Origin of the sequence: Pseudomonas sp. HD6515, assembly GCF_024971855.1 — a bacterium.
Taxonomy (GTDB): domain Bacteria; phylum Pseudomonadota; class Gammaproteobacteria; order Pseudomonadales; family Pseudomonadaceae; genus Aquipseudomonas; species Aquipseudomonas alloputida.
This window is the reverse complement of record NZ_CP079827.1, coordinates 2,565,288-2,590,125: the sequence shown is the minus strand read 5'-3', so window position 1 is coordinate 2,590,125 and position 24,838 is coordinate 2,565,288. Positions and strand designations below refer to the sequence as shown.

General features: G+C 61.5%; 21 protein-coding genes. 13 read left to right on the top strand and 8 right to left on the bottom strand.

Annotated elements, in window-relative coordinates:
* Nucleotides 1–83: 83 nt before the first annotated feature.
* The 7 genes from KW568_RS11890 (at nt 84) to KW568_RS11860 (ending at nt 8,647) form a co-directional block, all read left to right on the top strand.
* A complete protein-coding gene (locus KW568_RS11890; protein WP_003251355.1) occupies nt 84–599 on the top strand; it encodes an Hcp family type VI secretion system effector in 516 nt (171 codons plus the stop codon).
* A 74-nt stretch (nt 600–673) separates the two neighbouring features.
* Entirely contained in the window at nt 674–2,842 is a 2,169-nt protein-coding gene (locus KW568_RS11885; protein ID WP_003254176.1) for a type VI secretion system Vgr family protein, read from the top strand.
* The gene (locus KW568_RS11880) at nt 2,839–3,762 is read left to right on the top strand and encodes a DUF4123 domain-containing protein (RefSeq protein ID WP_003254178.1); all 924 of its coding nucleotides are present in this window, start codon (nt 2,839–2,841) and stop codon (nt 3,760–3,762) included. Before KW568_RS11885 ends, KW568_RS11880 begins: the two co-directional genes overlap by 4 nt.
* Entirely contained in the window at nt 3,755–6,745 is a 2,991-nt protein-coding gene (locus KW568_RS11875) for a T6SS effector BTH_I2691 family protein (protein ID WP_238738777.1), read from the top strand. Before KW568_RS11880 ends, KW568_RS11875 begins: the two co-directional genes overlap by 8 nt.
* A gap of 2 nt (nt 6,746–6,747) precedes the next feature.
* Complete coding sequence (locus tag KW568_RS11870) at nt 6,748–7,638, top strand: DUF6708 domain-containing protein (RefSeq protein ID WP_234546962.1); 891 nt, start codon at nt 6,748–6,750, stop codon at nt 7,636–7,638.
* Nucleotides 7,635–7,766 (top strand): hypothetical protein, encoded by a 132-nt coding sequence (locus KW568_RS11865; protein ID WP_256238740.1) that lies wholly within the window; start codon nt 7,635–7,637, stop codon nt 7,764–7,766. Before KW568_RS11870 ends, KW568_RS11865 begins: the two co-directional genes overlap by 4 nt.
* Before the next feature lie 2 nt (nt 7,767–7,768).
* On the top strand, nt 7,769–8,647 hold the full coding sequence (locus KW568_RS11860) for a DUF6708 domain-containing protein (protein ID WP_212628464.1): 879 nt from the start codon (nt 7,769–7,771) through the stop codon (nt 8,645–8,647).
* Between the two features lie 209 nt (nt 8,648–8,856).
* Here KW568_RS11860 and KW568_RS11855 read toward each other — a convergent pair whose 3' ends face one another.
* Nucleotides 8,857–11,043, bottom strand: a complete 2,187-nt coding sequence (locus KW568_RS11855) for an OsmC domain/YcaO domain-containing protein (RefSeq protein WP_003256021.1) — start codon at nt 11,041–11,043, stop codon at nt 8,857–8,859.
* A 269-nt stretch (nt 11,044–11,312) separates the two neighbouring features.
* On the opposite strand from KW568_RS11855, the gene KW568_RS11850 reads away from it, so the two are divergent.
* From KW568_RS11850 to KW568_RS11840, 3 genes are read left to right on the top strand one after another with little or no spacing between them, the layout of a single operon-like run.
* A complete protein-coding gene (locus tag KW568_RS11850; protein WP_003256023.1) occupies nt 11,313–11,768 on the top strand; it encodes a (2Fe-2S)-binding protein in 456 nt (151 codons plus the stop codon).
* Nucleotides 11,768–14,023: a molybdopterin cofactor-binding domain-containing protein gene (locus KW568_RS11845; RefSeq protein ID WP_004577479.1), complete on the top strand. Its 2,256-nt coding sequence runs from the start codon at nt 11,768–11,770 to the stop codon at nt 14,021–14,023. Before KW568_RS11850 ends, KW568_RS11845 begins: the two co-directional genes overlap by 1 nt.
* A gap of 18 nt (nt 14,024–14,041) precedes the next feature.
* Complete coding sequence (locus KW568_RS11840; RefSeq protein ID WP_003256026.1) at nt 14,042–15,385, top strand: cytochrome c; 1,344 nt, start codon at nt 14,042–14,044, stop codon at nt 15,383–15,385.
* A gap of 69 nt (nt 15,386–15,454) precedes the next feature.
* Here KW568_RS11840 and KW568_RS11835 read toward each other — a convergent pair whose 3' ends face one another.
* The 4 genes from KW568_RS11835 to KW568_RS11820 form a co-directional block, all read right to left on the bottom strand.
* Entirely contained in the window at nt 15,455–16,243 is a 789-nt protein-coding gene (locus KW568_RS11835; protein WP_003256028.1) for an ABC transporter substrate-binding protein, read from the bottom strand.
* A gap of 207 nt (nt 16,244–16,450) precedes the next feature.
* The gene (locus tag KW568_RS11830) at nt 16,451–17,092 is read right to left on the bottom strand and encodes a LysE family translocator (RefSeq protein ID WP_003256031.1); all 642 of its coding nucleotides are present in this window, start codon (nt 17,090–17,092) and stop codon (nt 16,451–16,453) included.
* A 49-nt stretch (nt 17,093–17,141) separates the two neighbouring features.
* Nucleotides 17,142–17,342, bottom strand: a complete 201-nt coding sequence (locus KW568_RS11825; RefSeq protein WP_003256032.1) for a DUF1289 domain-containing protein — start codon at nt 17,340–17,342, stop codon at nt 17,142–17,144.
* Nucleotides 17,343–17,350: 8 nt separating this feature from the next.
* Nucleotides 17,351–17,668, bottom strand: coding sequence for a hypothetical protein (locus KW568_RS11820; RefSeq protein ID WP_004577480.1), 318 nt, complete (start codon nt 17,666–17,668; stop codon nt 17,351–17,353).
* A 315-nt stretch (nt 17,669–17,983) separates the two neighbouring features.
* Between KW568_RS11820 and KW568_RS11815 the strand changes: the two genes are divergently transcribed.
* Nucleotides 17,984–19,729: a BCCT family transporter gene (locus KW568_RS11815; RefSeq protein ID WP_003256034.1), complete on the top strand. Its 1,746-nt coding sequence runs from the start codon at nt 17,984–17,986 to the stop codon at nt 19,727–19,729.
* 80 nt (nt 19,730–19,809) lie between these two features.
* Here KW568_RS11815 and KW568_RS11810 read toward each other — a convergent pair whose 3' ends face one another.
* Together KW568_RS11810 and KW568_RS11805 are read right to left on the bottom strand one after the other, a co-directional pair.
* Nucleotides 19,810–20,289 carry a VOC family protein gene (locus KW568_RS11810; RefSeq protein ID WP_003256035.1) on the bottom strand — a complete coding sequence of 160 codons (480 nt, stop codon included), beginning with the start codon at nt 20,287–20,289 and terminating at the stop codon, nt 19,810–19,812.
* A gap of 185 nt (nt 20,290–20,474) precedes the next feature.
* Nucleotides 20,475–21,818 (bottom strand): OprD family porin, encoded by a 1,344-nt coding sequence (locus KW568_RS11805; protein WP_004577481.1) that lies wholly within the window; start codon nt 21,816–21,818, stop codon nt 20,475–20,477.
* A gap of 271 nt (nt 21,819–22,089) precedes the next feature.
* Between KW568_RS11805 and KW568_RS11800 the strand changes: the two genes are divergently transcribed.
* A complete protein-coding gene (locus KW568_RS11800; protein ID WP_004577482.1) occupies nt 22,090–22,740 on the top strand; it encodes a TIGR04211 family SH3 domain-containing protein in 651 nt (216 codons plus the stop codon).
* A gap of 66 nt (nt 22,741–22,806) precedes the next feature.
* Here the strand turns inward: KW568_RS11800 and KW568_RS11795 are convergent, their stop codons facing one another.
* Nucleotides 22,807–23,685 carry a LysR family transcriptional regulator gene (locus KW568_RS11795; protein WP_004577483.1) on the bottom strand — a complete coding sequence of 293 codons (879 nt, stop codon included), beginning with the start codon at nt 23,683–23,685 and terminating at the stop codon, nt 22,807–22,809.
* A 156-nt stretch (nt 23,686–23,841) separates the two neighbouring features.
* On the opposite strand from KW568_RS11795, the gene argC reads away from it, so the two are divergent.
* A complete protein-coding gene (argC, locus tag KW568_RS11790; RefSeq protein WP_004577484.1) occupies nt 23,842–24,783 on the top strand; it encodes an N-acetyl-gamma-glutamyl-phosphate reductase in 942 nt (313 codons plus the stop codon).
* The last annotated feature ends 55 nt before the right edge of the window (nt 24,784–24,838 follow it).

The following is a 24,838-nucleotide window of genomic DNA, read 5'->3' as shown; positions in this document are numbered from 1 at the left end:
CTCGTTGACAAGCCCATCGCTCCCGATGGCCACGCCACCCGTGGTGCGCGTGCTTTACCCACATGGACGCAGGAGTAACTGCCATGCCAACACCCGCTTACATCAAGATCATAGGCCAGACCCAAGGCAACATCACCGCAGGCGCCTTCACCGCTGACTCCGTCGGCAACGTGTTCCAACAAGGCCATGAAGATCAGATTCTGGTTCAGGAAATCAAGCATGAGGTGACTACGCCCACTGACCCCCAGAGCGGTCAACCGAGTGGCCAGCGCGTGCATAAGCCTTTCATATTCACCAGTTCACTGAACAAAGCTACCCCCCTGATGTATCAGGCACTTGCCACCGGCGAAATGCTGCCAACGGTCGAGGTCAGCTGGTATCGCACCTCGTCGGAAGGCAAACAAGAGCATTTTTTCACCACCACGCTCGAAGACGCCACCATCGTCAGCATCAATACCGTGCTTCCCCACGCACTCGACAAAGACAATGAAAACTACACCCAGCTGGTTGAAGTATCGCTGGCGTATCGAAAGATCACGTGGGCTCACGATGTAGCCAATACCGAAGGCTCTGACGACTGGCGCGCACCCGCCGCCTGACCCGTGCAAATGCCCCGGGCAGGCCATGCCCGCCCGGGCTTTGTGTTGATTCAGACGGCGGACAAGGATCTTTTATGCCTAGCCAATCTGATTTGCGCTACAGCTTTGAGGCACTCGTTGGCAACGCTGAGTTCGAAGTGGTGTCGTTCGAACTACGAGAAGGGATCAGCACACCCTTCGAACTGGAGCTGAAATTGATCAGCTTCGAGAACGATATCGACTTCGGCCACCTGCTCGACAAACCGGTGCTCTTCACCATCTGGGAAGGCGGACGCCCAGTACGCTACGTGCACGGTCTGGTCAGTCGTTTCAGCCAAGCGGAAAGTGGCTTCTACCGCACCTACTATGACGCGCTGATCGAGCCACAGCTGGCCCGTGCCAGCCTGCGTTCGAACTGGCGCATCTTCCAGCAGAAGACCGTGCCGCAAATTCTTGAACTGATGCTCAAGCGCCAGGGCATCGACCAGTACGCACTACGCGCCAGCCTAGACCACCAGGTGCGCGAATTCTGCGTTCAGGCCGGCGAAACCGACCTCGACTTCATCGCCCGCCTGGCGGCCGAAGAAGGCTTTGTCTACCGCTTCGAGCACAATGAAAAACGCCATAAGCTGATCATCACCGACAGACTGCAGTCACTCGGTCTGATAAGTCACGGTGTCATCAAACACGAGGACGACGCCGAAGGCTTCTACCGTGAGCGTGAACCGTCAGCCACAGCCACCGTGCTGTACCATTCCAGCCACGGCGGCGACCAGCCTCAACCGTGCCTACGGCGCTTGCGCTACAGCGAACAGGTGCGTACTGCACGGCAGGTTCAACGCGACTACACCTTCACCCACCCGGCCTATCGTCAGGAACACAGGGCCTCGGGCCCGTATCTTGAGCACCAGTCCACGGACTATGAGTGCTTCGACTACCCCGGCCGTTACAAACGCGATGCCGTTGGCAAGCCGTTCACCGAAAACCGCATCACCGGCTTGCGCCATGACGTGCGTATTGCCCAAGTGCAAGGCGACGATGTGCGCTTGCAACCAGGCCTGAGCTTCACCCTGACAGGCCACCCGCGCGAAGACCTGAATGTGCATTGGCGGGTCAGCACGGTTCGCCACGAAGGCAGCCAGTTCACCAGCCTGCAGGAAGAAGCTGCCGGGGCCGACCAGGGCACACGTTACGAGCAAAAGGCGGTACTGGTGCCTGGCAGAACCGAGTGGCGCCCAGCCCCGTTACCCAAACCACGCGTTGACGGCCCGCACATGGCCACCGTGGTGGGGCCGCCCGGTGAAGAGATCTACTGCGACGAATGGGGCCGGGTCAAGGTCAGCTTCCCCTGGGACAGAGAAAGCCAGGACAACGCGTTCAGTTCCTGCTGGGTACGCGTCTCCCAAGGCTGGGCCGGCGGCAGCTGGGGCTCGATGGCCATCCCACGGATTGGCCAGGACGTGATCATCCACTACGTCAACGGCGACCCCGACCAGCCGATGATCACCGGCCGTACTTACTGCGGTAACCAGCTGCCACCGTACGACCTTCCCCGTCACAAGACCCGCATGACCATCAAGAGCCAGACCCACAAGGGCGATGGCTTCAACGAGCTGCGCTTCGAGGACGAACTGGGCCAGGAGGAAGTGTTCATTCATGCCCAGAGGGACCAGAACAATGTGGTCAAGCACGATGAGACTACGCAGGTCGGCAATGACCGCAAAGAGCAGGTCGATCACGACGAATCGATCCTGATCGGCCACGACCGTACGGAAACGGTTGGCAATGACGAGCACATCACCATCGGGCAGGACGCCGCGCTCGACATCGGCAGAAACCACACGATCAGGATCGCCAAGGACCGTGTCGAAAACATCGGCAATCACCGTCACGACCAGATCGCCGCCAATCACCACACCCGTATCGGTGGCAACTTCGAACAACGGGTCGAAGGGCATGCCGAGCTGGAAGCCCGTGGGGATATCCGCAGACGTACTCGCCGTTATGAACTTCGAGCCTCGGAAGCCGTGGTCATCCAAGGCCCTGGTGGCTCCATTCGAATCGACGAAACGGGCATCACCCTGGACAGCCCGACGATTCGCATCACCGGCCAGATGCTCAAGTCGGCAAATGGGACGACAAGCCCCTTTTCCATCAGCAGTGCACCGAACACCGGCAAGCCTCTGGAGCGCTTGTGTGGGCGCCGCCCTGATGGTACCTGCCCCCTGCCCGATTGCCGCTGTATCCGAGGGCCAGGCCAATGACTACAACGCCATCACCTGCTCCGCGCAGCGAAGACTTTGCTCACAACTGCCGCTTTCTGCTGCTCATGACCAGGGCAATCGAGCACTGGGCCTATCGGCCCATCCCGCAGGAAGGTGAACTGGTTCCTGCTTATGCCCCATCGGTACTCGAGCTTATCAACGCTGTCAGCCGGAATACTCAAAAGGCATGGTTATGGAAGAACAGCGCCCTGGATGACCGTCATGAGTTTGGGCCTTTGCTGGTGGACGTTGCAGACGCTCACGAGCTGCTTGCCCATGCAATCACGACCTGGATGCCTATCGGTGGAGCCATCGCGCTGGATGCCGAGGTTGGCCTGGCAGCGCTGGCAGACCACTTCACCAGCCTGGTGCAGGTCGTGCTCCCTGATCAGAGCGTTGCCACTCACCATGTCACACCGGACCATCTTGCAGCCTGGCTGAATGCGCTGGACGACGACCATCGCAAGGCCTGGCTTGGCCCGGTGTCTCGGTTGGCATGGCGAGTCAACTGGGGGCCGGCTCATGAGTGGAAAACACACGAAAACAAGCCGATTGCTGCTCGCTCAAGATCAGAGCTGCCTTTGACCCTCCACCCGCTTGAACTTGATCGGCTGCAAGCAGGCATGCACGAGCACTTTGTCCTCTCATTGGCGCATGAGGTCTTGGCCATGCCGCCCCATGCCAACCATACCTTGGCGGACATACGCCTATGGATAGAAACACTCCTGCCGCAACTGACAGCCCTCAATTTCCGGAGCGAGGAAGTTGCGGGCCAATTCATTCGGCTGATAGCCGGGCACATGTGGCTGATGAGCAATGACAAGGCAGGAAAAATCTACACCAACCTCGAAGAGTCGCCCCAGGCCCGCCTTCGCGAGCTCCAGGCACTGGTCGAAAGCAAGGAGCCTGCCCATGACTAATGCCTCCGTCAGCAGCGCCACCTCCGGCCCGGCCTGCAGCGCACGCGTGCCCATCCTGCCGGTGCGCTACGCCATCGTACCCCGCACCGGCGACGCCCCCGCCTGCCGCTATGCCGATGCAGGCTTCAACCTGGAACAAGGCTTCCCCACGCTGCAGCACTCGGCCTACACCCTCCGCGCTTTGCGCCCAGGCTATGTCTACGTGTTCATGAAAGGCCCTCTGGGCGAAAAGCTGGTCATTCATGAGCACGTCGGCGCGGGCCTCTACAAGGAGATGCGCTACCAAGGGCTGGAGGACTACCACCGCCGTGAGCGCTACCTGTCCGGCCAGAGCACGGGTTGGGTGTGGGCCGACACCTGCCAGGACACCGCCGAGGAAGTGTGGATCGGCTACAGCCCGCACCTGTGGACCAACGCCATCACCGCCCGTATCACCGGTTCGGCAGCCCTGCGCAAACGGCACATGCGCCAGCTGGACATGGCCGAGCTGGTGAGCGGCAATCAGGCGCCGTCCACCCAGCCCCATGTGTTGCCGGTCAGTGCCCTGCAAACCTGGGTCGAAGACTTCAAGCCAACCGAGCGGCGCATGCCGCTGACCTGGAGCAGCGACCCGGTCACCGAAACCTTGCCCATCGGCAACCTCAATGCCATCGCCCGCCACTACCCCTGGACCCAGCCGAAAGTGCCAGTGGTGGTGGCGCTCGCCGACGCCGAAGGCATGGCCCTGGACCTGAGCCTGTCGGTCTCGGCCTACCAGCATCAACTGCGTGACCTGATGCCGGCCGAGCAACTGGAGCACACAAAACCCGCCCAACCTCCCGAGCAGGAGCGCGTGCCGGCATGCTACCGGCTGGATGCCGAACAGCTCAGCCCGCAGAGCCGCGACTTTCACCATCGCAACCTGGTCGCCATGCTGCTGAACAAGACGCTGGAAAGCCTGTACCCGGCGGATGCACCTTCACCGGAACTGGCCGCGTTCAGGCTGGGCACGTCACGCCGGGGGCCTGCCCTGTCGCCGGCCGAGTCCCATTTCCAGGCCCTCACCCATGAAGATTACTCCCCCAATGGCGCGCGCCTGGCACAGCGCCTCGATGTCGACAAATACCGGCGCTTCCTCGCCGAACGCGACGCACTGGAACGACGGATTGCCGCCCTGCGCAACCTGGCCTTGCAAGCCAGCAACGATCATGACGCCTGGCTGGCGACGGCCGAACCCCAACACATTGATAACCCCTACAGCCTGGCTGCGGCACTGGCCTGTTACGACCGCGACGAACGCACCTCCGCCCGCGGTCTGGAAATCTCACTGGCCTTGCTGATTCACCCGATGGGCCAGCCGACACCCGGCACCGAAGATCATGACCGACGCTTCAAACGCCTGGAGCAATGGCTGGACCAGCACGACAGCCCGCTTTACACCGCCTTGGCGCCGTTCAACCCGTTCAAGGACAAAGCCGATTCGATCGGCTCCATGTTCGGCGCCAGCGACAACGTGATCGAAGGGCTCGCCGGTCGCTTCCCGGCCATGGCGGACATCACCGACCTCACCGCCCAGTCGGTCAATGCCGTGGTGCTCAAGCGCCTGCGTGGCCAAACCCGTTGGGATGCCAGCCATGGCCTGCGCCAGCAAGTGTTGCTGGCAGCGCGCGAGGCCAATGCCGAGAAAGCGCTGGGGTTGTTGGCGGCGCGCTATCGCATCACCGAACAGGCCATTACGGAAAATCCCTTTAGCCAGGAGGTGCAGCGGTATTTGAAGAGCGGCATGGCGCAGGTTGAAGAGATGAAAGCGTTGCGCATTTCGGGTAGCCGCACGGTGTCCATCGAGCTGACCACCACTGCGCGTGCGAAACCTAACTTTCTGGGGCTGCTCACCTCGGGCGGTGGTGGTGGTTTAAACGCGGGGATGCTGTGGTTCAACATCTTATCGCTCAAGACGGCCTACAACAGCCTGCAGAAGAGCGAGGCACCGGAATACACCCTGGGGTTCGCTTCATCTGTTTTCGGGGTGATTGGTGCAGCGGCGGCGACATTGGTCAGCGTGCGGGCGACGCAAAAGGCCGTCATGCTGAGATTAAGCTCAACTGCGCCAGGCATGGCATTTGGCAATGGGATCATCAAATTCTTGGGTAGCAATCTGTTTGCCCGATTAGCCGGATACCCGGCAATAGCATTTGCTCTGAGCTCAGATTGGTCAAAGGGATTGCGCCAATTCGATAACGGTAACTCTACGGCTGGCAGATACACAATTGCTGGTGGATTAACCATGGCCATTGGCTCTGCTGTCACTCTTGAAGCAGGACTTGCCATTGCGGGCGCTACAACGCTGGTACCCTTTGCCGGATGGGCCGCCGCTGCCCTTGTCCTCGTAGGCGTAGCCATCATAGCAGGAGGCCTCTACCTACACGCCAAGGCACATGAACGCCTTCACAGCCCAATAGAACTGTGGGCAGCACGTAGCACATTCGGCAATCGCATCAATGATGGAGAGTCGCACGCCGACATCAACTTGGACTTTGACAAAAAACTGCCTGCTTTCACCTCACTGCAAACAGAAATTAAGGCTTGGCACAATGAACATTATGGACCCAAGCTACTATCCGCCGAGCAGGCCTTATCACTCGGCATAACTAACGTCGACACCCGATGGCATCAGAATAACCACTGGTCGCCGCCAGATTGGACAGCGATCACACATAACAAAGTAATCACATCCCAACCAACCGCTGAGTTCACAGTACTGCTGCCTGGCTTTGTGCTTGGGGTAAGCGAATGGTCAGGAAGCTTGAGCACCCTCCGGGACGACAAAGGAATAAACGTATTCCCAATTGCCCCGACCGGCCACATCGTAGGTGCTGGCCTGGTTCTGCATTTCGAGAACACGCTCGCCAACCAAAATCCTGTCTCACTGCATCTAACTTACCGCGCCAATCAAGGGTTGGACGAAGACACTGAGACGCTGTCACTTTTCCGTCTGGATCACTAATTATGGCAACCATCTGGATATTCAATTCAACGTCATACTCCGGGCACGCACCTGCAATTGGAGGACAATTAGCAAAACTATCCGAGAATACCTTGTGCCTGAGAAACCCATGGGTAACAGATTCCGTGTTTATGGGAAAACTGTACTGCGCAATGACGATCACACTACTGATAAGCACTTACCCTTATCTATACCCCAGCATCTCGAGACTCTACAACGAAGACATTTTATTGATGTTTTTATTTCTAATAACCCCCTTCGTGCTCACTCCCTTCCTAGCTTATCGAATTCTCTTTATAAAGGGCCTATCAACCATTTGCCTCAACCGATCAACCCAAAAAATCTACTACCAACGTTTGAGCAAGGTATTTGTGTTTGAATGGAGTAACACCGGAGGTGGCATCTTCAAACGCACCGAATACGGCGGTTCATCCTTCAGCACCAGCTATGCCCTCGCCTTCGCCCCCCGCCGCGAAGACGGCAGCCTGCATCAAAAAGACTGCCTCTGGGTCGACAGCAACGAACCCACCGAACCCGGCGTCAAGCATGTCGCCGAAGTGTGGGAATACCTGCGCCACTTCATGGACCACGGCCCGGACAAACTCCCCCCGCCCGGTGAACCCAACTGGTGGCACAAGCCACTGCACGCCATCTGCCTGACCCCGGCAGAAGCCTGGCGCCACTATGCCCCTTGGCGAACCGGCGAGCCCGGTGAAATGCAGGGCAAAAAGAACTGGCAATTGCCGTTCTGGGCCGTGCTGTTTCCCTACAACCTCTCCGTCGCCCTCTGCTGGTATGGCATCTGCCGCCTGTTCAACGTCCGAGCAGCGCCACCGCCTCCCGAAGCATTTGAGGAGGCCCCAGCGCATTCAACCCAAAGGAAACGCACATGAGCGACACCTCTGTCAGCAGCGCTACCTCCGGACCCTGCCTGCAGCTAACGCGTATCCATCCCTACAACGCCAATCAAGGCCTGGACGAAGACAATGAGACCCTGTCAATTTTTCGTCTGGAGCGCTGATCATGGCAACCATCTGGATATTCAACTCAAGCTCAAGTTCAGGGCATAAGCCCGCTATTGGCGGGCAACTATCAAGCTTGTCAAAAACCACCTTATGCCTGAGAAACCCCTGGGTAACAGACTCAGTTTTTATGGGAAAGCTGTACTGTGCAATGACCATTGCGCTCGTCATCTTCACCTACCCTTACTTACTAACCAGTGAAGCCTGGAACCCATACACCTTTAGTTATACCTTTATCCTCCTTACACTAATTGCACCTTTAATCTTCCTCCCATTCTTAGCCTATCGAATATATTTCATAAAACGCTTATCAATTTTCTGCTTCAATCGATCAACCCAAAAAATCTACTACCAACGTTTGAGCAAGGTATTTGTGTTTGAATGGAGTAACACCGGAGGTGGCATCTTCAAACGCACCGAATACGGCGGTTCATCCTTCAGCACCAGCTATGCCCTCGCCTTCGCCCCCCGCCGCGAAGACGGCAGCCTGCATCAAAAAGACTGCCTCTGGGTCGACAGCAACGAACCCACCGAACCCGGCGTCAAACATGTCGCCGAAGTGTGGGAATACCTGCGCCACTTCATGGATCACGGCCCGGACAAACTCCCCCCGCCCGGTGAACCCAACTGGTGGCACAAGCCACTCCACGCCATCTGCCTGACCCCGGCAGAAGCCTGGCGCCACTATGCCCCCTGGCGAACCGGCGAGCCCGGTGAAATGCAGGGCAAAAAGAACTGGCAATTGCCGTTCTGGGCCGTGCTGTTTCCCTACAACCTGACCGTCGCCCTCTGTTGGTACTGTGTCTGCAAGCTTTTCAATGTCCGTGCAGCGCCACCACCGGCGGATGCTTTCGAAGGGGGGGCTGCTAAGCCTGAATAGTCACGACCTGAAGTGGATAGGTAGAGAACGCTAAGCGCCTGGATGGCAACGCGGCAAGACAGAATGAGGATGGCGCCCAGATCAAAGGGCCGTAGGACGGCGCCTGACTTATCGCAGGCAACCCAGCGTCCACAGGTTCGGCACAAATCTCAAGAGCGGTGCAATACCTGTGGCGTTGGCTTGCCGGCGATGATTGGGCGCAGCGCCTGTCAGGCGAACTTGGCCCGGGCCGCGTGCAGTTTCTTGTAGCTGTCGATCAGGCGCAGGTGGCGATCAAGGCCTTCGAGCTTCATGCTGGTCGGGGTCAGGCCATGGAAGCGCACACTGCCGTCCACCGAACCCAATACCGCATCCATGCGCGCATTGCCGAACATACGGCGGAAGTTGGCTTCGTAGTCATCCATCTCCAGTTCGTCATCCAACTGCACTTCCAGCACCACGTTCAGCGCCTGGTAGAACAGGCCGCGGTCTACGGTGTTGTCGTTGAACTGCAAGAATGCCTCAACCAGTTCCTTGGCGTCCTCAAAACGCTGTACCGCCAGGCAAATCAGCAGCTTCAGCTCCAGAATGGTCAGTTGGCCCCACACTGTGTTTTCATCGAACTCCACGCCGATCAGCGTGGTGATGGTGGTGTAGTCATCCACATCGCAATTGTCCAGGCGCTTGAGCAGCAGCTTGAGCGAGCGGCTGTCGAGGCTGTGCAGGTTGAGGATATCGGCACGGAACGACAAGGCGCGGTTGGTGTTGTCCCAGATCAGGTCCTCGACCGGGTAGATTTCCGAATAGCCCGGCACCAGGATGCGGCACGCGGTGGCGCCAAGGTTGTCGTACACCGCCATGTACACTTCCTTGCCCAGGTCTTCGAGGATGCCGAACAGGGTCGCGGCCTCCTGCTGGTTGGAGTCCTCGCCGTGCCCGGAGAAGTCCCACTCGACGAATTCGAAGTCGGCCTTGGCGCTGAAGAAGCGCCACGACACCACGCCGCTGGAGTCGATGAAATGCTCGACGAAGTTGTTCGGCTCGGTCAGTGCATGGCTTTCGAAGGTGGGTTGCGGCAGGTCGTTCAGGCCTTCGAAGCTGCGGCCCTGCAGCAGCTCGGTGAGGCTGCGCTCCAGCGCCACTTCCAGGCTCGGGTGGGCACCGAACGAGGCAAACACGCCACCCGTGCGCGGGTTCATCAAGGTCACGCACATGACCGGGAACTCGCCCCCCAGCGACGCATCCTTGACCAGCACCGGGAAGCCTTGCTCTTCCAGGCCCTGGATGCCAGCGAGGATCGCCGGGTATTTGGCCAGCACCTCTTGCGGCACGTCCGGCAGGCACAACTCGCCCTCGAGGATTTCGCGCTTCACCGCGCGCTCGAAGATTTCCGACAGGCACTGCACCTGCGCCTCGGCCAAGGTGTTGCCCGCGCTCATGCCATTGCTGAGGAACAGGTTTTCGATCAGGTTGGACGGGAAGTACACCACCTGCTGGTCGGACTGGCGCACGAACGGCAGCGAACAGATGCCCCGCGCCGTGTTACCCGAGTTGGTGTCATACAGGTGCGAACCACGCAGCTCCCCGTCAGGGTTGTAGATCGCCAGGCAGTGCTCATCGAGGATCTCGGCCGGCAACGCGTCGCGCGGGCCCGGCTTGAACCACTGCTCGTTCGGGTAGTGCACGAACGGGGCGTTGGCCAGGTCTTCGCCCCAGAACTGGTCGTTGTAGAAGAAGTTGCAGTTGAGGCGCTCGATGAACTCGCCCAGCGCCGAGGCCAGCGCAGCCTCCTTGGTGGCGCCTTTACCGTTGGTAAAGCACATGGGTGACTGCGCATCGCGTACGTGCAGCGACCAGACGTTGGGCACAATGTTGCGCCACGAGGCGATCTCGATCTTCATCCCCAACCCGGCGAGGATGCCCGACATGTTGGCAATGGTCTGCTCCAGCGGCAGGTCCTTGCCGGGGATATAGGTGCTGGTGTCCGACACCGGCATCAGCAACCCCTGGGCATCGGCATCGAGGTTGTCGACCACTTCGATCACGAACTCAGGGCCGGTCTGCACCACCTTTTTTACCGTGCAGCGGTCGATGGAGCGCAGGATGCCTTGACGGTCCTTGTCGGAGATGTCTTCGGGCAGTTCGACCTGGATCTTGAAGATCTGGTTGTAGCGGTTTTCCGGGTCGACGATGTTGTTCTGCGACAGGCGGATGTTTTCGGTGGGGATATCGCGGGTCTGGCAGTACAGCTTGACGAAGTAAGCCGCGCACAAGGCCGAAGACGCCAGGAAATAGTCGAACGGGCCGGGGGCCGAACCATCGCCTTTGTAGCGGATAGGTTGGTCGGCGATCACCGTGAAGTCATCGAATTTGGCTTCGAGACGGAGATTGTCGAGAAAATTGACCTTGATTTCCATGCGGGATTACCGTGATTTAAGCGTGCAAAACGAAATTGGCCGGCATTATCCGGGTTTTCGTTGCGCAAGTCCTGTTCAACGCCGACTGCAGGCTTGATTTTTCGAAGCTGGCTTGCGTATTCCGCCGGATTACTTGCCTGATCCTCTGAAGCCACCCCGCCACCAGACCAGCGGTCATCCTGCTGTGCTAGCGTTTCTGCACCGGGGGACAACGTATTCCCCATGCAGATAAAACACAGCGACAACAACCGTGACGGGCAGGTGAAACCATGGAACTACGCATCAACCAGAAGACCTATCAGGTCGAGGCGGACGCCGACACGCCCCTGCTGTGGGTAATCCGCGATGACCTGGGGCTGACCGGCACCAAGTATGGCTGCGGCTTGGCCCAGTGCGGCGCCTGTTCGGTGCTGGTGGACGGCAATGTGGTGCGCGCCTGCGTTACCCCGGTGGCCGGTGTGGTGGGGCGTGAGGTCACCACCATCGAGGCGATCGAGGCCGACCCCGTCGGCAAACGGGTGGTCGCCGCCTGGGTCGAGCACCAGGTGGCTCAATGCGGCTATTGCCAGTCTGGCCAGGTCATGGCAGCCACGGCGCTGCTCAAGCACACGCCCAAACCCAGCGATGCGCAGATCGATGCAGCCATGGTCAACCTGTGCCGCTGCGGCACCTACAACGCCATCCATGCCGCCGTGCATGACCTGGCCCAGGGGGAGCAGGCCTGATGAACACGCCAGTCGATACACCCGTCGAACTGCTCAGGCTGCAGCGGGGCGAAACGGTCAACCTGTCACGTCGGCGCTTTCTTGCCGGCACCGCAGTCGGTGCCCTGGTGCTAGGTTTCGGCCTGCCCATGGGCTCGGCCCGCGTGCAGGCAGCAGCCGCCGCTGCGGCAACCGCGGAACGCGGCACCCAGGTGCCTGCATTTCTGGAGATTCGCCCGGACGGCACGGTGCGCCTGCTGAGCCCCTTTATGGAAGGCGGGCAAGGCCCTTTCACCGCCATGGCGCAGATTGTGGGTGAAGAGCTGGATGTCGACCCGGCCCATTTCGTGGTCGATAGCGCACCACCGGGCGAAGCCTACGTGGTGATGGAGAACGGCATGCGCATCACCGGTGGCAGCATGTCGGTGCGCATGAGTTACCCCACCATGCGCCGTCTGGGCGCGCTCGCCCGGGGCATGCTGCTGCAGGCGGGCGCCGAACACCTGGGTGTACCGGTCGATGAGCTTTCTACCACACCGGGTAACGTAGTACATACCACGACCGGACGTTCCGTACCCTACGGTGAGCTGGCCGGTCGCGCCATGGACCTGCCGGTGCCCGACCCGGCCAGCGTCAAGCTGCGCGACCCCAGCCAGTTTCGCTGGATTGGAAAGCCCGTACGCCGCCTGGATGCCTACGACAAGTCCACCGGCAAGGCCCAGTACTGCATCGACATCAAAGTCGACGGCATGCTCCACGCTGCCGTGCAACATGCGCCGCGCCTGGGCATGACGGTTGGCAGCCTGCGCAACGAAGACCAGGTCAAGGCCATGAAAGGCGTACATTCTGTGCATCAGCTGCCAGGCGCCGTGGCTGTGGTCGCCGAGCGCTGGTGGCACGCCAAGCGTGCAGTGGAAGCGATTCAGGTGGACTGGAAAGAACCGGCCGCCGACAGCAAAGTGCGACCGATGCCGGCCGATTTTTCCAGCGACGCCTGGCGCGAACACCTCGCGACGGTGCAAGGGCCATCCCGTGATGAAGAGAACGAAGGGGATATTGCCGGCGCCTTGGCCAACGCCAAGACCCAGGTCGAGGCCAGCTACCACAACCAGTACCTGAACCATGCCCAGCTGGAGCCACCGTCCGCCCTCGCCCGCTTCAACCCGGACGGCAGCCTCGACGTCTGGCTGCCCAACCAGGCCCCGGACATGTTCCGTGACGACATTGCCAGACGCACCGGCCTGGAGCCTGCACAAATCAACCTGCACTCGCCGCTGCTGGGCGGCTTCTTTGGCCGCCACTTCCTGTACGACTCTGCCAACCCCTACCCGCAGGCCATTGCCCTGGCCAAAGCGGTTGGCCGGCCCGTGAAGCTTATCTGGAGCCGCGAGGAGGAGTTTTTGCGCGATGTACTGCGCCCCGTCGCAGTGGTGAAGTTCCGCGCCGGGCTGGACGCAGACGGTATGCCAGTGGCGCTCGAAGCGGTCAGCGCCACCGAGGGCCCAACCGAGGCCCTTGCTGGAAAACAAGGGGAGAAGATCGACCCGACCGCGCTTGAGGGGCTGTCAGGCAAGTCCTACGCCATCGCCAACAAGCGCATTGCCCAGATCTATGTCAAAGGCCCGGCCATGCTCGGTTACTGGCGCTCGGTAGGTAACTCGCTGAACGACTTCTTCTACGAATCATTCCTGGACGAACTGGCCGACAAAGGTGGCAAGGACCCGTTTGAACTGCGCCTGCACCTGCTGCGCGACAACCCGAGACTGACCAACCTGCTGAACGCAGTGGCCGACTTGTCCGGCGGCTGGAAGCGCGGACCGTTCACCGCCGAGGATGGCAGCAAGCGCGCACGCGGCGTGGCCATGGCCTCACCGTTCGGCTCGGAGGCTGCGGTCATTGCCGAGGTTTCCATCGACAACGGCCAGGTCAGGGTGCACGACATCTGGCAAGCCATCGACCCAGGCAGCATCGTCAACCCGGCGATCATCGAGCATCAGGTCAACGGCGCTGTCGCCCTGGGCCTGTCGCAGACGCTGGTGGAAGAAGCGGTGTACGTGGATGGCAAGCCGCGCGCGCGCAATTATGACCTGTACCCGATTCTGCCGCCTTCGCGCATGGCCCGGGTGCATGTGCGCATCATCGAAAGCGGGGCGAAGATGGGCGGCATCGGCGAACCACCGCTGCCCGCCGTTGCCCCGGCGGTGGCCAATGCGGTCGCGCAGCTCACTGGCCAGCGCGTGCGCAGTTTGCCATTGAGCCGCCACACCTTCAGCTGATCGCACAAGGGACGCCTCATGACCCATCGTTTCGCAAGAACCGCTGGCTGGCTGGCGCTGCCGTGCCTGGTCGCGGCGGGCCTGCTGGCCTGGTATGTCACCCGTGAACCCGCATCGCCGTTTGCCGATGCACAGGCCACTGCTGCCGACCCGGCGCTGGTCAGCCGAGGCGAATACGTAGCCCGGCTCAGTGACTGCGTGGCCTGCCATAGCCTGCCGGATGGCAAACCGTTCGCCGGCGGGCTGGAAATGGCCACCCCGCTGGGGGCAATCCACGCCACCAACATCACCCCCGACCGCGACAGCGGTATCGGTAACTATACCCTGGCTGACTTCGACCGCGCCGTGCGCCAGGGTGTCGCGCCGGGTGGCCGACGCCTGTACCCGGCTATGCCTTACCCGTCCTACGCCAAGCTCAGCGATGATGATGTCAAGGCGCTGTATGCATTCTTCATGCACGGCGTGCAACCGGCGCGGCAGGCCAACCTGGCCAGCGACATCCCCTGGCCGCTGAACCTGCGCTGGCCCATCGCCTTGTGGAACGGCCTGTTCGCCGCCACCACGCCTTACACCGCCAAGGCCGGGCAGGATGCACAGTGGAACCGTGGCGCCTATATCGTCCAGGGCCCCGGGCACTGCGGCAGTTGCCATACGCCACGCGGCCTGGCCTTCAATGAAAAGGCGCTGGATGACAGCGGCAAGCCGTTCCTGTCCGGCGCACTGCTCGACGGCTGGTATGCTCCCAGCCTGCGTGCCGACCACAACACCGGGCTGGGGCGCTGGAGCGAGGCCGAGATCGCGCAGTTCCTGAAGACCGGGCGCAACCGGCATGCAGTGGTATATGGTTCGATGACCGAGGCGTTCAACAACTCCACGCAATTCATGCGTGACGACGACCTGGCCGCCATCGCCCACTACCTGAAGTCGCTGCCCGGCGACCCTCAACGTGACGGCGCACCCTGGCAATACCAGGCCGAATCGCTAGCCACACGGCTGGACAGCCCAGGAGCGCGCACCTACGTGACACGCTGTGCGTCATGCCACGGCCTGGACGGCAAGGGCCAGGCCGAATGGATGCCGCCCTTGGCAGGGGCAACCTCGGCACTGGCCAAGGAGAGCGCCTCGGCAATCAATATCACGCTCAATGGTTCGCAGCGGGTGGTGGCTGCAGGGGTGCCGGACGCCTATCGCATGCCGGCTTTGCGCGAACAGCTGAGTGATCAGGAGATTGCCGACGTGCTCAGCTTTGTGCGTACGGCCTGGGGCAACCAGGGTGGTGCGGTGGATGCGCAGGCGGTAGGCAAGCTGCGTGGGCATACCGACCCGGCCAGCAGCAGCCCCATCATCTTGCATATGCGTTGAATTGGAGTGGCACATGTACCGACGCGAGGCTGCCCCCAACAAAGACCGCGCAGCACATGAGCCACTCTGTCACTGCCACCGCTCCAGATTCTGTTTCAACCACTGTTCGGGCAAGGCCCCGCCAACGATCTTCGCCATCTCCCGCGCCAGCGCCTCACGCAGCGGTGGCCGGTTGCAGGGCGACTCACGTGAGATTGCCAGGTACAACCCTTCGCTGGACACCGGTGGCTGCAACACCTGCACAGTGGCTGCGATGCCCAATGTGCGTGCCAGCGCCATGCCAGGATACTGCTCGTACACCACATAATCGCTGCGCTTGTGCATCAGCTTCTCGAACGCCTGCCTGGCACTGGGCACCGCTTCGAGGGTGAGATTGGCCTGGGCGTATTCATCGAACTGCTGGCCGTGGCTGTTGTTGACCAGAGTGCCACCCTTGCGGCCTTTGAGGTCGGCCCATTGCTGGTAGGCAAAAGCATTGTCCTGGCGCACCCAGATGACGCTGGGGGTGCGCAAAAATGGCGGGGCGATGAAGTCCACATGCTGCCGGCGCGCCTCGGTCAGGAAATACCCGGCCATCAAGTCGATCCGCCCAGTGCGCACGGCTTCCTGGGCTCGCGACCACGGCCCGGCGTAAACCACCTCTATGTCCAGCCCCAACTGCTTGCCCACGTATTTGAGCAGGTCGGCATTGGCACCGATCAATCGTTGAGGGTTTAGCGGGTCGCGCCACAGGTAGGGGGGGTACTCCGGATTTCCTGTGGCGGTCAGCCGTAAGCATGCATCATCCGCCACCGCAGCCAGGGGCAGCAGTGACAGGCACACCAGGAGCAAGACGTGGCGAAAGCAACGCTCGATCATCTACAACCCTCGGCACATGAAACACCCGGCGACCCGGCGTGATAGCCAAAGGCTGCCACCCACTGCGGTCGCCTGCAGCTATCGTCTGCGCGCTGTGGACAGTCTGGACCATCAGCAACCCGCAGACGAGCCTTTCATCGTTCAGTTGAAAAATCTGCCGAAGGACAGACAGTAAGGGCCTGCACAGCAGGCGACAACGTGGGCTTTTCAGGCACCCTGCCGTCGCATCGCCAGGATCGCCGCGCCGAAACCGATAAAGGTGGTGCCCACCACCCGGTTCACCCAGCGCGACAGCGACGGCCGGGTCAGCACCCCTTTGGCCCGCGCAGCCAAGGCGGCATACGCGCTCAGCGAAGTGAGCGACAAGGCCACGAAAATCCCGGTCAAGGTCAGGAACTGCGGCAACAACGCAGCCCCCTGGTCGATGAACTGCGGGAACAGCGCAGTAAAGAACATGGTCGCCTTGGGGTTGGTGACTGCAGTGAGGAAGGCCGATTTGAACAGTTTCAGCGGCGCGGGTCGCACCTTGGCCGCACGCTCTGCGGCCCCCTGCTCCAGCATCGGGCTCTTCTTCAGCAGTTGTCGCACGCCCAGGTAGAACAGGTAGCCCGCCCCCAGGATCTTCACGGCATTGAACAGTACTTCAGAACTGGCCAGCAGTGCGCCTAGCCCCAGCATGGCCGCAGCCGACAAGCAGAACAGGCCCGTGCCATTGCCCAGCGACGACCAGATCGCGCTGCGCTGGCCATGGGCAAGGCTGTTGTTGATAGCCATCAAAGTGGCAGGGCCGGGGCTGGCGATCGCGATGGCGGCGACCAGGGTGAACGCGAACAGCGAGTGAGAATCCATTTCAGGCTCGGCAGACAATCAGGAAAGGCTGCGTGAATTGCACGCAGGTTCAGCTGGCATTCTGCCGCTTGGCCGCCTTCTTGGCGATAGCCTTCATTCGCGTCGCCGCCCGCTGCACAGTGGCCATTTTCTCGGGCCGCTTCATGCCCCGCCACTTGCGAATTTCGTCACGGGTACGGCCGCAGCTCACGCACAGTTCGCTGTTGAGCTGGCATAACGAGACGCAGGGGTTGTCGATGTCTTTGGCCATGCAACTGCTCAGCCAGGCAGCTCTGCACGCGCACGTTCGCCTGCGCTGTGGAACACCTGGCGCACTTCCTCGGCCTTGACCTTGGTTACCGACCTGGCTACCAGCAACTCTTCGACCACGCGCAAGCCCTGCTCGAGGGCTGTGGCCAGTTGCTCGGCGTCGGAGGCGTCAGCGATATCACCCAGATAGGGAGCGATGAGATACACGTAACGGTCCTGCAGCTTGAGCGCTTCCAGCGCGTCGAGGGCTTTCTGGAACCGATCGGCAGCGGCAGGGCTCATGCTCAATTTATCGAAATGAATCAGGCTCACACGGTCAGTGGCCATTATGACGAATCTCCGTTTCCTGGTGCGGCCAGGCCCACAAGCAGCAGCGCTTCTACGATGCTCGTATGTGCGGGCCCGGGTTATGCCCATCAGGGTACCAGAAGCCGAGGCAGAAAGGGCCACTGCCCCCAGAACTAAAAGTATTTGCCAAGTCGCGTAATGGACGCCCCAGGACGTTATGGGGACATGAGCCGCCATTTGCTGCGCAGGATAATCCCGCCAGCAATCCACCCCGCCGAGGCCGTCATCGCGCTCGGCAGCCCACACAACAACAAGCCTGCGCGCTCAGGCAGACACAATGGGGCCTCATCATACATGGCAAAGGAACACATCCCCGAAACACTCGATCTTGGCGTCACAGACCCCTCGAAAACCGCAGAAGCCCGCCAGGACCGGCATTTCGAGGGCAAGCTTGACTGGATTGTCTTTGGTTTCACCAGCCTTCTGGCCATCGCCTTCGTGCTCTGGGGCTTCCTCAACCAGGTCAGCCTGGCCAGCAGCGCCTCCAGCGCGCAATCCTGGGTCATTCTCAATTTCGGCTGGTTCTTCGTGCTCACCTCCTCCCTGTTCGTGGTGTTCGTGCTGTGGCTGGCCGCCAGCCGTTACGGGCGAGTGCCGCTGGGCCGTGATGGCGAACAGCCAGAATTTCGCACGGTATCCTGGGTAGCAATGATGTTCAGCGCCGGTATGGGCATCGGCCTGATGTTCTTCGGCGTGGCCGAGCCACTGTCGCACTACATATCGCCGCCGCCCGGCTCGGCCAGCGGGCAGACCAGCGAAGCGATGCAGGTGGCAATGGCCACCACCTTGTTCCACTGGACCCTGCACCCTTGGGCCATGTACGCCATCGTCGGCCTGGTAATCGCCTACGGCACCTTCCGCCGTGGCCGCTCGCAGCTGATTTCCGCCGCCTTCCGACCACTGATCGGCAAGCACGCAAACGGCCCTCTCGGCCGCCTGATCGACATGATGGCAATCTTCGCCACGCTGTTCGGCTCGGCCGCCTCGCTGGGCCTTGGGGCGCTGCAGATTGCCGGCGGCCTGGAATACAACGGCTGGATCGAAAGCCCCGGTAAACTGTTCTACATCTCGATCATCACCCTGCTGACCATTGCCTTCGTAACCTCGGCGGTGTCGGGCATCGGCAAGGGTATCCAGTGGCTGTCCAACACCAACATGGTGCTGGCACTGGTGCTGGCGGTGTTCGTGTTCATGGTCGGGCCGACGCTGCTGATGCTCAACCTGCTGCCGACCTCGCTCGGCATCTACATCAAGATGCTGCCGGAAATGATGGCCCGCACCAACGCCAGCGGCGGCGAGCAGATGAACAGCTGGCTGGCCGGCTGGACCGTGTTCTACTGGGCCTGGTGGATCTCCTGGACGCCTTTCGTGGGCATGTTCATCGCCCGCATCAGCCGCGGTCGCACCATTCGACAGTTCGTTACCGGGGTGCTGCTGGTGCCAAGCCTGGTCAGCCTGGTGTGGTTCACCATCTTCGGTGGCGCCGCCATCGAGGCCGTGCGCGAGGGCGCCTTCCAGCTGGCCAACGGGGCGGTCAACAGTAATCACGCGCTGTACCAGTTGCTGGACAGCTACCCGCTGGCCTCGGCAACCTCGGTGCTGGTGATGATCCTGGTGGGCATCTTTTTTGTTTCGGGCGCCGACGCCGCTTCGCTGGTGATGGGCACGCTGTCGGAACACGGCACCACCGCGCCATCGCGACGCACAGTGATTTTCTGGGGGACGCTGACTGGTACGGTGGCGGCGATCATGCTGGCGATCGGCGACCCAGGCAACCCTGGCGAGGCGCTGACCGGGCTGCAGAACCTGACCATCGTCGTGGCCTTGCCATTCGTGGTGGTGATGGTGCTGCTATGCCTGGCGTTGTACCGCGACCTGCGCAAGGACCCGATGATGCTGCGCCACCTGCGCGGCAACGAGCTGATCGAGAAGGCCGTACTGTATGGTGCGGTGAAGCATGGGGAGGAGTTCTACATTGTGGTGCAGGAGAAGAAGGCATCGGCCAAGACAGCGGCAGAGGCCGAAGTAACCAGCAACTGACGGCGCCAACCCGAAAACCACGGGCTGCCACGCAGCCCGTTCGCGATTCGAGGCCGCGCCTGCTGAAACACAGACCCGCTTCAACCTTTTAGCGCCGCCGCTATCTTCGCCACATCAATCTTGCCCATCTGCATCATGGCCTCGAACGCACGCTTGGCCGCCGCACGGTCGGGGTGGCCGATGGCTTCGATGAGGATGCGTGGAGTGATCTGCCACGAAATCCCCCATTTGTCCTTGCACCAGCCGCAAACGCTGGCCTCGCCGTCGTTGCCGACAATGGCCTCCCACAAGCGGTCGGTCTCTGCCTGGTCCACGGTACTGACCTGGAACGAAAATGCCTCACAGTGCTTGAAGGCCGATCCACCATTGAGCCCCACGCACGGGATACCCATTACCGTGAATTCCACGGTGATCACATCGCCCTGCTTGCCTGAAGGGTAATCGGCGGGTGCCTGGTGCACAGCGACCACCCGGCTATCGGGGAAAGTTCGGGCATAGAAGTTCGCCGCCTCTTCGGCAGCGTGGTCATACCACAGGCAGACGGTGTTCTTGGCAGTCATGGTCTTGCTCCACGATCGAAGGTGAGCCTTGAGTCTAGCCCCATAGCCCCGGCGTACCGGTAGCACCTGACCACCTGATGCAAATGCAGGATTGATAGGCGATCAAGCCGATAAAAAAAGCGCCCCAAGCGGAGCGCCAGAAAATCCACCTAAACCAAAGGAGCAACAAGGTTGCCAAGGTGGAATCACAGAATCGACAACGGGTACTCCACGATCAGCCGCACTTCGTCCAGGTCCGACTCGAACGCCGTGGCCCGGGTGGTGGCCTGGCGAACCCGCAACGACAGGTCCTTGGCCGCGCCCGTCTGCACCACATACTTCACCTCGATGTCACGCTCCCAGCGTTTCTGGTCGGTCAGCGGGTTGCCCGCAACGTCACGGCGCATGTAGGTGGCGTTGGCATTGGAGTAGTCAGCATCGGTACCCTTGCCGTAGCGTGTCATGAACGACAACCCGGGTACGCCGTAGGCAGCCATGTTCAGGTCATAACGCAGCATCCACGAACGCTCCTTGGGCGCGTTGAAGTCGCTGTACTGGATGGAGTTGTCGAGGAAGATCGAGTCGGACTGACGCAGGTAGTCGAAGTCGTCGTCGCCGTTGTTGCGCTGGTGCGTCAGGGCCAGGGTGTGAGCACCAAAGCGCACACCCAGCTTGGCGCTCCAGATGTCGTTGTCAAAGGCGCCCAGGCGCTGCTGCCCTTCATCCACAGCCTTGTAATAGTTGAAACCGCCAATCAGCGCCAGCGCCTCGCTCAGTGGCCAGCTCAGGCTGGTGCCGGCGTAGTACTGGTTCCACGCGTCCTTGAGCCGGCTACTGAACAGGCTGACGCTGACATGCTCATTGAGCCTGTAATCCCCCCCACCATAGGCGATCCAGGGCGAATCGACCGGGCCGCCATAGAAGGTCACGAAGTTCTCCCGCAGGTCGCTGGACATCGGCTGGCTCATGGCATGCAGACGCCCGGCTTGCAGGGTAAGGTCCTTGATGCTGGTGTTCTCCAGGGTCACCCCACGGAAGCTTTCCGGCAGCAGCCGCGAGTCGCCAGCCGCCACCACCGGGTTGGCCGGGAACACATCCCCCACCTTCAGTACCGTGTCGAACAGTCGTAGCTTGGCCGCGCCCCCCACCTTGGTGTATTCGTCACGTGCCTGGCCGTCGCGGTCAACCGGCAATACGTCGAAAGAACTGCGCCCGCCGTTGCGGCCGCCGCCAGTGTCGAGCTTGAGGCCAAGCATGGCAAACGCATCCAGGCCAACACCTACGGTGCCCTGGGTGAAGCCCGACTCGAATCGGGTAATCACGGCATGCCCCCAGGCCTCGGAGTAGCCGTTGTCAGGTTGTTTGCTCGGGTTGTGTGTGGGGGCCACAGAATCGCGATTATCGCGGTTGAAGTAGAAGTTGCGGTTAAGCACGCTGAGGGTGCTGCCCTCCATGAAGCCGTCCGCACTTTTTTCTGCAGCAACAACCTGGCTGCCAACGCCGGCCAGCGCCAGGCAAGCAGCCAGTGTCAGGGGTGATCTGCACGTCATCCGATGCTCCTTGAACGTCGCATTTGTTGTTATGTCGGCGGGCCAAGATTGACGGCCGGCAGATAACGCCAAGGTGATCGGCGCATTACAATTGCGTCATCGGCAACGCAGCGCTCTGGGGCGGGCACTGCAACATTCTGCAGACATTTCCGACACTAGGCAGTGAACCTGCTGACAAAAAAACGGTCTTTCGCTGACGGTCAACTCACCGACCGGTTCATCGGCCCAGTCACCGGGCCTACTTTTTGTCCTGTTTCAGCGAAGACCCAACATGCCCGATTCCCGCCCAAATGCTTCCGCCCTCCCTGCCCTGCGCATCGGCCTGATTGCCGCCCTGGTGGGCCTGGCCGCCCCCGTGCACGCCGAAGAGCCTGCCAGCGACGCACGCTGGGTCAGTGACAGCCTGAGCACCTACGTGCGCAGCGGCCCGACCGACGGGCACCGCATTGTCGGCACGCTCAAGTCCGGGCAGAAGCTGACCCTGCTCGGCAGCCAGGGCAATTACAGCCAGGTGCGCGGGCAGAACGGCGATGTGGTGTGGATCCTCAGCAACGACCTGCAGGCAGTGCCCGGGCAGAACGAGCGCCTGCCATTGCTCGATGCCCAGGTCGCCGAACTGACCGGGCAGTTGAAGACCATCGACGACAGCTGGAAGAACCGCGTACAGGGCATGCAGGAAACGCTTGATTCGCGCAAGCAGCTGATTGACGAGCTGGAGGCGCGCAACAAGGCACTGAACGAGCAGCTCGATCAGAGCCAGTCGGACCTGCGCGATACCCAGGCCCGCCTGGGGGATGAGAACAAGCAGGTGATGATGCGCTACATGGTGTATGGCGGCAGCATTGCCGGTGCAGGCTTGCTGGCGGGGCTGATCCTGCCGGCACTGACCCGTGGGCGCAAGAAGAACGATCGCTGGTTCTGAGTTCGGCAAGGCGTCGGGGCTGGAACGTGCAGGCCTGCCACAGGTCTTGCAGCAGCGGAACCACCCCTACCGCAACCGTTCCAGCGCCTCCAGCACATACCCCGTGGCCCGCTCCACCTGCCCTTCCCGACACGCAATACCCAACTGCCGCCACAACCCCGGCCGCAGCGGTCGGCGGGCAATGCGCCGGTCCAGTTCGGTCGCCTCCCCCTCCTGCGGCAACAAGGTCGCCCCGTACCCGGCGCCGACCAGGCTCTTGATCGCATCGTTGTAGTTCAGCTCGATCCGCGGTTCGGGGTACAACCCCGCCGCTGCAAACCACTCGCCGGTAACCCGCGACAGCTGGGTGGTGCTGTCGTTGAGAATCAACGCCCGTTGCGCCAGCCAGGCCGGGGTGATCCTGGCCGGTGGCTGCCAGTCGGCCGGCACATACGCCAGGATCGGGTCGCGCCGCCAGGGGGTAACCGTCAGCCCTTTGCCGGCCACCTGCGGCAAGGCCACAAGGCCGATATCCAGCGTGCCCTCACGCAAGCGCGCGAGCGACGCCTGGGAGGTCAGCACCTGAACCTGCACATCGATCCCCGGGTGCTCCACACGCAGGCGCGCCAGCGCCTGCGGCAGCAAATGGGCGATGGCACCGGTGGAGGCGCCCAGCCGCACACGCCCGGTCAACCCTTCGACCTGCCGGCGTACTTCGTCCAGCGCCAAGTCAGCGTCCGCCAGCAGGCGTCGGGCACGCCCCAGCAGTGTTTCACCGATGACGGTAGGCCGCACCTGGCCGCGGGTGCGGGTGAGCAACGGGGCGCCGATACGCGCCTCCAACTCGGCCACGTGCAAGCTGATGGTGGGCGGCGCCAGGTTAAGCTGGCGGGCGGCCTCGGCAAAGGAGCCCAGGTCGGTGATGACCACCAATGTGCGGAGGCGGTCGAGGCTGATTTCGCGCATTGTTCAGAGCCGGCCCTTTTGCGGGTAAACCCACAGGTTCACCACGCGTTTCAAAACTCATTCAGAAAACCTGAATGTATCGATCATCATATTCAAATTTTCATTACCAACGCTACGGGCGAGCATAGGCTATCTTTCCCCAACCGGACCCCGAGCATGCACACCCCTGTTGTTTTCATCGACGGCGACCAAGGCACCACAGGCCTACAGATCCATGCCCGCCTGCAGGGCCGTAGCGATCTTCGCCTGCTGACCCTCCCCGAGGCCGAGCGCAAGGACCCGCAACGCCGCCGCGAAGCGATCAACAGCGCCGACATCGCCCTGCTGTGCCTGCCCGACGACGCCGCCCGCGAGGCCGTGGCCGCAATCCACAACCCACAGGTGCGGGTGATCGACGCCAGCTCGGCGCACCGCACCACACCAGGCTGGGTGTATGGCCTGCCGGAGCTTGACGAACAGCAAGCCGAGCGCATCGCGCAAAGCACGCGTGTCAGCAATCCCGGCTGCTATCCCACCGGCGCCATCGCGCTGCTGCACCCACTGGTCAAGGCTGGCTTGCTGCCTGCGGACTACCCCCTGAACATCCACGCCGTGTCTGGCTACTCCGGCGGTGGTCGCGCGGCGGTCGAGCGGCACGAACAGCCCGGCGCCGCCAAAGCGCCGGCGCTACAGCTGTATGGCCTGGAGCTGGCGCACAAGCACGTACCGGAGATCCAGCAGCACGCGGGGTTGTCGGCGCGGCCGATGTTCATGCCCGGCTATGGCGCCTACCGCCAAGGCATCGTGCTGAGCATTCCGCTGCAGCTTCGCCTGCTGCCTGGACAGGTCAGCGCCGCGCAGCTGCAAGCCTGCCTGGAACAGCATTACCAGGGTGCCCGCCATGTCCAGGTGATGCCTCTGCATCAGGGCGGCGCTGCGGCAAACCTCGACCCCGAGGCATTGAACGGCAGCAATGACCTGCGCCTGGCGCTGTACGCCAACCCCGAGCATGGCCAGGTACTGCTCACCGCAGTGTTCGACAACCTGGGCAAAGGTGCCTCTGGTGCTGCCGTGCAAAACCTCGACCTGATGCTCGGTGCCTTACAGGCACACGGCTGATGCGGCAAAACCGGTTAGACTGTACACCCGCGCCAACACAGCGCGGGTCGTATTC

Coding starts and splice junctions, on each gene's coding strand:
- KW568_RS11810 (WP_003256035.1), bottom strand. CDS start 20,289: ATGACTGCCAAGAACACCGTCTGCCTGTGGTATGACCACGCTGCCGAA.
- KW568_RS11800 (WP_004577482.1), top strand. CDS start 22,090: ATGCCCGATTCCCGCCCAAATGCTTCCGCCCTCCCTGCCCTGCGCATC.
- KW568_RS11855 (WP_003256021.1), bottom strand. CDS start 11,043: ATGGAAATCAAGGTCAATTTTCTCGACAATCTCCGTCTCGAAGCCAAA.
- KW568_RS11845 (WP_004577479.1), top strand. CDS start 11,768: ATGAACACGCCAGTCGATACACCCGTCGAACTGCTCAGGCTGCAGCGG.
- KW568_RS11875 (WP_238738777.1), top strand. CDS start 3,755: ATGACTAATGCCTCCGTCAGCAGCGCCACCTCCGGCCCGGCCTGCAGC.
- KW568_RS11890 (WP_003251355.1), top strand. CDS start 84: ATGCCAACACCCGCTTACATCAAGATCATAGGCCAGACCCAAGGCAAC.
- KW568_RS11880 (WP_003254178.1), top strand. CDS start 2,839: ATGACTACAACGCCATCACCTGCTCCGCGCAGCGAAGACTTTGCTCAC.
- KW568_RS11865 (WP_256238740.1), top strand. CDS start 7,635: ATGAGCGACACCTCTGTCAGCAGCGCTACCTCCGGACCCTGCCTGCAG.
- KW568_RS11850 (WP_003256023.1), top strand. CDS start 11,313: ATGGAACTACGCATCAACCAGAAGACCTATCAGGTCGAGGCGGACGCC.
- KW568_RS11840 (WP_003256026.1), top strand. CDS start 14,042: ATGACCCATCGTTTCGCAAGAACCGCTGGCTGGCTGGCGCTGCCGTGC.
- KW568_RS11830 (WP_003256031.1), bottom strand. CDS start 17,092: ATGGATTCTCACTCGCTGTTCGCGTTCACCCTGGTCGCCGCCATCGCG.
- KW568_RS11885 (WP_003254176.1), top strand. CDS start 674: ATGCCTAGCCAATCTGATTTGCGCTACAGCTTTGAGGCACTCGTTGGC.
- KW568_RS11805 (WP_004577481.1), bottom strand. CDS start 21,818: ATGACGTGCAGATCACCCCTGACACTGGCTGCTTGCCTGGCGCTGGCC.
- KW568_RS11835 (WP_003256028.1), bottom strand. CDS start 16,243: ATGATCGAGCGTTGCTTTCGCCACGTCTTGCTCCTGGTGTGCCTGTCA.
- KW568_RS11860 (WP_212628464.1), top strand. CDS start 7,769: ATGGCAACCATCTGGATATTCAACTCAAGCTCAAGTTCAGGGCATAAG.
- KW568_RS11815 (WP_003256034.1), top strand. CDS start 17,984: ATGGCAAAGGAACACATCCCCGAAACACTCGATCTTGGCGTCACAGAC.
- argC (WP_004577484.1), top strand. CDS start 23,842: ATGCACACCCCTGTTGTTTTCATCGACGGCGACCAAGGCACCACAGGC.
- KW568_RS11795 (WP_004577483.1), bottom strand. CDS start 23,685: ATGCGCGAAATCAGCCTCGACCGCCTCCGCACATTGGTGGTCATCACC.
- KW568_RS11820 (WP_004577480.1), bottom strand. CDS start 17,668: ATGGCCACTGACCGTGTGAGCCTGATTCATTTCGATAAATTGAGCATG.
- KW568_RS11870 (WP_234546962.1), top strand. CDS start 6,748: ATGGCAACCATCTGGATATTCAATTCAACGTCATACTCCGGGCACGCA.
- KW568_RS11825 (WP_003256032.1), bottom strand. CDS start 17,342: ATGGCCAAAGACATCGACAACCCCTGCGTCTCGTTATGCCAGCTCAAC.